Origin of the sequence: Pseudoalteromonas sp. Isolate3 (assembly GCF_022398505.1) — a bacterium.
GTDB classification, from domain to species: Bacteria; Pseudomonadota; Gammaproteobacteria; order Enterobacterales; family Alteromonadaceae; genus Pseudoalteromonas; species Pseudoalteromonas apostichopi.
Genome location: NZ_JAKEVN010000160.1, coordinates 1 through 6,268 on the forward strand (window position 1 = coordinate 1; position 6,268 = coordinate 6,268).

General features: G+C 43.8%; 6 protein-coding genes. 5 read left to right on the top strand and 1 reads right to left on the bottom strand.

What is annotated here, in order from left to right; all coding sequences use genetic code 11:
- Nucleotides 1–91: 91 nt before the first annotated feature.
- From L1D46_RS19205 to L1D46_RS19225, 5 genes are read left to right on the top strand one after another with little or no spacing between them, the layout of a single operon-like run.
- Nucleotides 92–1,900, top strand: a complete 1,809-nt coding sequence (locus tag L1D46_RS19205; RefSeq protein ID WP_130052996.1) for a glycoside hydrolase family 3 protein — start codon at nt 92–94, stop codon at nt 1,898–1,900.
- A 48-nt stretch (nt 1,901–1,948) separates the two neighbouring features.
- A complete protein-coding gene (locus L1D46_RS19210; protein ID WP_130052997.1) occupies nt 1,949–2,746 on the top strand; it encodes a putative hydro-lyase in 798 nt (265 codons plus the stop codon).
- 6 nt (nt 2,747–2,752) lie between these two features.
- Nucleotides 2,753–3,484, top strand: a complete 732-nt coding sequence (locus L1D46_RS19215) for a 5-oxoprolinase subunit PxpA (RefSeq protein ID WP_130053044.1) — start codon at nt 2,753–2,755, stop codon at nt 3,482–3,484.
- A complete protein-coding gene (locus L1D46_RS19220) occupies nt 3,469–4,332 on the top strand; it encodes a glutamate cyclase domain-containing protein (RefSeq protein ID WP_130052998.1) in 864 nt (287 codons plus the stop codon). The genes L1D46_RS19215 and L1D46_RS19220 overlap by 16 nt, the downstream gene beginning before the upstream one ends.
- Nucleotides 4,333–4,334: 2 nt before the next feature.
- Nucleotides 4,335–5,192: an aminotransferase class IV gene (locus L1D46_RS19225; RefSeq protein ID WP_130052999.1), complete on the top strand. Its 858-nt coding sequence runs from the start codon at nt 4,335–4,337 to the stop codon at nt 5,190–5,192.
- A 57-nt stretch (nt 5,193–5,249) separates the two neighbouring features.
- Here L1D46_RS19225 and L1D46_RS19230 read toward each other — a convergent pair whose 3' ends face one another.
- Nucleotides 5,250–6,230 (bottom strand): hypothetical protein, encoded by a 981-nt coding sequence (locus tag L1D46_RS19230; protein ID WP_168990048.1) that lies wholly within the window; start codon nt 6,228–6,230, stop codon nt 5,250–5,252.
- Nucleotides 6,231–6,268 lie beyond the last annotated feature (38 nt).

Consider the following 6,268-nt stretch of genomic DNA (forward strand, 5'->3'; position numbering starts at 1 on the left):
ATTCTAAAAACTAAATAAGCGTTTTGCTTTGGAGCTTGCTGTGTTAAATAAGTTTGCACTATCGTCACTGGTTATCGGATTAGGATGTTTCATGCCATTACAATCATCATTTGCTGAGTCTGCATTAACTTTAAAACAACAGTTAGGGCAAAAGCTCATGCTCGACCTGCGCTATTACTGTGAGCAAGACCCTGGCGAGCAAAAATGCCGTACACCGGTCACTCAGCTGCCAGCCGATTTAGCCAATATCATCACTAAACATAACATTGGTGGTGTGATTTTATTTGCTGAAAATATCGATACCGTGCCACAGGTGATCAAACTTAATAATGATCTACAAAAAGCTGCTGCTAAGTCTGAGTTAGGCTTACCGCTGTTTATTTCGATAGATCAAGAAGGTGGCCGAGTAGCCCGAATTCCTCGTGATGTAGGCACTTCATTCACAGGTAATATGTCGATTGGCGCAACCTACAAAGAACATGGCACATACTTCGCGACTGAGTCTGCGCGCATTATCGCCGACGAGCTTTTAGCACTGGGTGTTAATGTTAACTATGCACCCACGGTCGATGTAAACATGAACCCAGATAACCCTGTTATTAACGTACGTTCTTACGGTGAAGACCCGCAACTGGTTGCGAAACTAGGTGGTGCACAAGTCGCAGGGTTCGAAAATAACGGCGTTATTTCATCGTTAAAGCACTTTCCGGGGCATGGCGATACTAACGTAGATAGCCACACAGGCTTGCCAAAGGTAATGCATGATAAAGAAACCATTTGGCAGCAAGACCTACCACCATTTAAAGAAATTATTAAGAATCAACAGCCGGGTATGATCATGACTGCACATATCCAATATCCAGCCCTCGATGACACTACGTTTGTCAGTAAAGAAGGCAAAACCATGATCAAACCTGCAACAATGTCGCGCAAAATCATCACCGACTTATTGCGTGATGAACTCGGTTATCAAGGTGTTGTGATCACCGATGCACTTGATATGGCAGGGATTAGCCACTTCTTTGAACCAATTGAAGCAGTGATAAATACCTTTGCAGCGGGTGTTGATATTGCGCTTATGCCAATTGAAATAAGAAGCCCTAAAGACTTGGCGGTACTTGAAGCCCTAATTGACAGATTAGAGCAAGAAGTACAGCGTGGCACTTTAAATGCTGACGAAATGAGTGCTTCAGCAACGCGTATTTTAAGACTTAAAGAGAAGTTTAAACTCACCTCTTCACTTGACGACGAAGCAGCTATCAAAAAAGCGCAGCTTTTACTTGGTGATCAAGGTCACAGAAAAGTAGAAGCCGAATTAGCATTAGCCGCTATCACCGAAGTTAAAAACGAAAAAAATACCCTACCACTCGACATTAAATCAGGCAGCAAAGTGCATATTATTATGCCAGATACCCGCAAGTGCTATGCCCTACAGCAGGCGTTAGTTGATAACACTGATAAGTTAATCAGCTTTAGCTGCACTAGTTTGCAAGGCTATGAGAAGCTTGCCACGTTAAAAGAAATTAACGAAGCCGATATAATCATTGCCGCAAATGCGTCACCAAAACAAAGTGCTGTTGAAGTAGGTGGAATGGACGATTTGGCTGATAACCCAGAGTTTGCAATTGCTAAAGCAGATCAATCTGCGGCATTAGAATCATTGCTAAAACAAGCAAAATTAGCCCATAAGAAGACCGTATTTGTAAGCTTACGTGCCCCTTACGATATTGCTCAATTTGGAAAATTTGGTGATGCTGTACTTGCCACATATGCTTACAATATAGATGTAGATACAGATGAAAAGATTGCTGGTCCTGCATTCACAGCGCTAGCAAAAGTTTTACTAGGGAAGGCCCCTGCTAAAGGGCAGCTGCCCGTTACTATTAATGACCTGAACTGAGTGTTATTGTAGCAACTATGGGCAAGTGTTAACTTCAAGGAGAGTCACATGCAAAAAAATGCATCTTTAACCACTCCTGCGGCTATTCGTAAAATGGTACGTGAGGGTGACTACAGTGGAAATACATCGGGTTTTGCACCGGGTTTTGTGCAAGCAAATTTAGTGATTTTACCTAAACAATATGCGTTTGATTTTTTGCAGTTTAGCCAAGCAAACCCGAAAGCTTGCCCGATTATTGCTACTAGCCGTTTACCGGGCGTTACCGATATGCCAACCGTTGGTGAAGATATAGATATTCGTAGCGACTTCCCTCGTTACCGCATCTTTAAAAATGGCCAAATGGTTGAAGAAGTAACTGATATTACAAGCCATTGGCGCGATGATTTAGTCACCTTTCTAATTGGTTGCTCGTTCTCGTTTGAAGAAGCGCTTATTGCCGCGGGTCTTGAGATCAGAAATATCAGCGAGCAAAAAAATGTGCCTATGTATGTGACCAATATGGCCTGCCAGAGTGCGGGGATTTTCCACGCCAATATGGTCGTTAGCATGCGCCCAATGAAACCTGCAGATGCTATTCGGGCAATCCAAATTTGCAGCCGTTTTCCAAGTGTACATGGTGCGCCAGTGCATTTTGGTGACCCTGTAGCAATTGGCATAAAAGATATTAACAAGCCTGAATTTGGCGATGCGGTTACCATCAAAGCAGGTGAAGTACCGGTGTTTTGGGCCTGTGGTGTTACTCCACAAGTTGCGATTGCCAACGCAGCACCTGATTTTTGTATCACGCATAGCCCAGGACACATGCTGATCACTGATATTCCAAATAGTAAAATGGCAGCGTTATAAATGACGATGAAACTTAATTGCGACCTTGGCGAAAGCTATGGGATGTGGAAAATGGGCTTAGACGAGCAAGTTATGCCACATATTGATATGGCAAACATTGCTTGTGGTTTTCATGCTGGCGATGCCGATGTGATGGCAAACACCCTAGCCCTTGCCAAGCAACACAAGGTAATGATTGGCGCACACCCAAGTTACCCAGATAAGCAAGGCTTTGGTCGCCGTTCTATGGCTATGAGTGAAAAAGAGCTTACCAATTGCCTGCATTATCAAATTGCTGCAATTGATGGTATGGCTGCGGTACATGGCTTAACGCTCGAATACGTAAAACCACATGGCGCCTTATATAACGATATGATGAGTGACGAGCAAACCTTGAATATCGTTATGCGTGCTGTGGCTAGTTATGCAAAGCCACTAAAATTAATGATTTTAGCCACCAACCAAGCAGCCGAACACAAAGTACAAGCAAAAAATCTTCAACTAGAACTCATTCTAGAGGCGTTTGCCGACCGTCAATACACAGACGAAGGTAAACTAGTCACGCGCTCTTTAGCTGGCAGTGTACACGATAAACCAGCGCTAATGGCGCAGGTTAGACAGTTAGTTGAACATGGCACAGTCACAACGCGAAGCGGTCAGCAGCTTGCGCTTGATGCCGATAGCCTGTGTGTGCACGGCGATAATGAAGCGGGTATTGCGCTCATTCAAGAGATCAAAGCACTATGTCAGCAAGCATAAGCGACGCTGCGCTCAGCCAACAAATTGAAACCATGATGGTTGAACAAAACCCGCGTGGTATGCAGCATTTATATGCAAAACAACTAACGGGTACGTATTTACGCGCAGCGAAATACCTTCATCAAGCACAAGGTACTGTATTGATTGGTACAGGCTTTGCAGTCAACAATACCTTCGAAACCGACGGCCCAGTTGGAGCGATTGCACTTTACAAAGTACTCAAAAAACTTGGTAAACAGCCCCTTTTGGTTACTGGCAACCCCCTTTACAGTGCCCTTAAAAAAGACTTCAACTGCTTTGAGCTGCCAATTAATAGCATTGATAATGCCCACACTTTTAGCATTAAAGCCCTTGCACAGCTGAAACCTGATTGTGTTTTATCAATAGAACGCCCGGGGCTGAATCAGCATCAGCGTTATTACAATATGCGCGGTATTGATATTTCTGAGCATTGCGGCTGCTTTGATTTTTTTGTAACAGAAGCACGTTGCCCCACCATAGCGATTGGTGATGGCGGTAACGAAATAGGCATGGGTAACCTTGCACAGCACATGCAAGCGCTAAACATTACTCCTTGTTTAACTCCTTGCGATGAGCTTTTACTCGCCGATGTATCTAACTGGGCGGCGTACGGGCTGATAGCCTTTTTAAGTCGCTGGCATAACACCGATTTGCTGGCTGAAATTGAGCCACTCAATATTTTACATTATCTAAGTGAGCGCGGTAGTGTCGATGGTGTCACCCATAAAAACGAGCTCACCGAAGACGGCCTGCATGCAATGCATGGTCAACAATTAATAACTCGGCTTCGCCAACTTGGCGGCTTTACGACAGAGAATGAGGTTTAACAATGGGCACGGTATACCTAAATGGTGAATACCTTGGCGCTGATGAAGCAAAGATTTCACCAATGGATCGCGGCTTCTTATTTGGCGATGGCATTTATGAAGTGATCCCATCATACCAAGGCAAAATGCTAGGCTTTGGCGCACATATTGAGCGTATGAATAACGGTTTAAACGAGCTTGAAATTAAGCTCGATTACAATGCCGATACGTGGCGTAAAATCTGTAATGATTTATGCGAAAAAAACCAAGGTGACAACCTAGGGATTTATTTGCATGTGAGCCGCGGCGCTGATACAAAACGTGCCCACGGCTACCCAAGCAATATTACTCCGACCGTATTTGCGTTTGCTTTTGAAATTCCGGCAGAGCCAAAAAGCGACATCGATAGCGCAACAACTTACACCGTATCACTTGAGCAAGATCGTCGCTGGCAACGTTGCCATATAAAATCAACGGCACTGCTTGGCAACGTGATCCATTACCAACACGGTGCAGCAGCGGGTAATAAAGAAACCATTCTATTTAATCGTTTAGAAGAAATTACCGAAGCCAGTTCAAGTAATGTGTTTATCGTAAAAGATGGTGTGATCAGCACGCCACCACTTGATAACCAAATTTTACCGGGGATCACCCGCTGGTTAATCCTCAATATTCTTCACAGTTACAGTGATTTTAAAGTGCAAGAGCGCATTATTAGTAAAGAAGAGTTACTTGATGCCGACGAGGTATGGATTACCAGCGCCACTAAAGAAGTTGGCCCAGTCGTAAAAGTAAATGGCAAGTTAGTTGGCGATGGCAAACCAGGTGCAATTTGGCAACAAGTGCAAAGCCTGTTTACCAAGCATAAGTTTGATTACTAATTTAATCGCACTTTAAAAAAACGCCTACTTAAAGTAGGCGTTTTTTTTAGCTATTATTTAATTGCTTATTATATCAAATGGCCAAGCTTGCAGTAGGCCGTCACTGGTTTCTGAATATAGCAGGTTACCATCGTATGCCACACTCAGTACTGACGTACGCTGGCGCTGTTGTTTAGCTTCGTATTCAGCGATTAGTTCACCATCTGCAACGCGATATAAACGCATCTTCTTTTTTGGCGAACCCGTTAATAGCCATTTATCTTGATTAATAAATTGCGATGCGGTGAACTCAATAAAATTAGCGTATGAGGCCACTTCTGATAGTTCTTTTTTATTGGCTAAATCAAAAAATACTCGATCATCAACCGAATCAATTGCAAAGGCCAAGCTCGCTGTATCATTTAAAGTAACGTGATTTACTCTAGTAGCTAAACGCTCTTCAAAGCGAGTGCTGCCATCGCTCGTTGACCAAAGCTTTACGTATTTGTCGCTCGAGCCAGTAAACGCCCACTGACCATCAGCCGATAACGCCACGCTATTAATATCTAAGCGATGAATATCAAAACGCTTAGTATCACCTGTGCGGGTATTTATCACCTCAGCCTTACCGCTACGATAGGCTATAACCAAAGTATCGCCTACAGCTGAAATAGCGATGTCTCTGGCGATTTCTTGCCCAGTGAGCCAAGTGCCAATACTACGCCCGGTGCGAGTATCGTATAAAGTCACTGATAACCGGTTTGAAATGAAAAAACGAGATTTGTTGGCGCTAAAGCCCGCAAGCTCAACATGTTCAGCGCCCTGCCCTGTTATACAATCGTATAGACGCGCTTTTAACTGATTATCCCAAACGCACACCTCAGATTGGGTTGCCACTAACGCGTGACTAGCATCTTCACTAAGCGCCGTGGCACTTAATAGCTCATTGCCATGCGCAAATTCACTACTAGCAGAGGCAGTAAAAACCTCACCTCCACCACAGCCCACAAGGCTTAGTGCAAATACACAGCAAAGAGATTTAAGCAGTTTCGACGTCATGATCATTCTCATTTTTTATAATTATATTGTATAGGAGC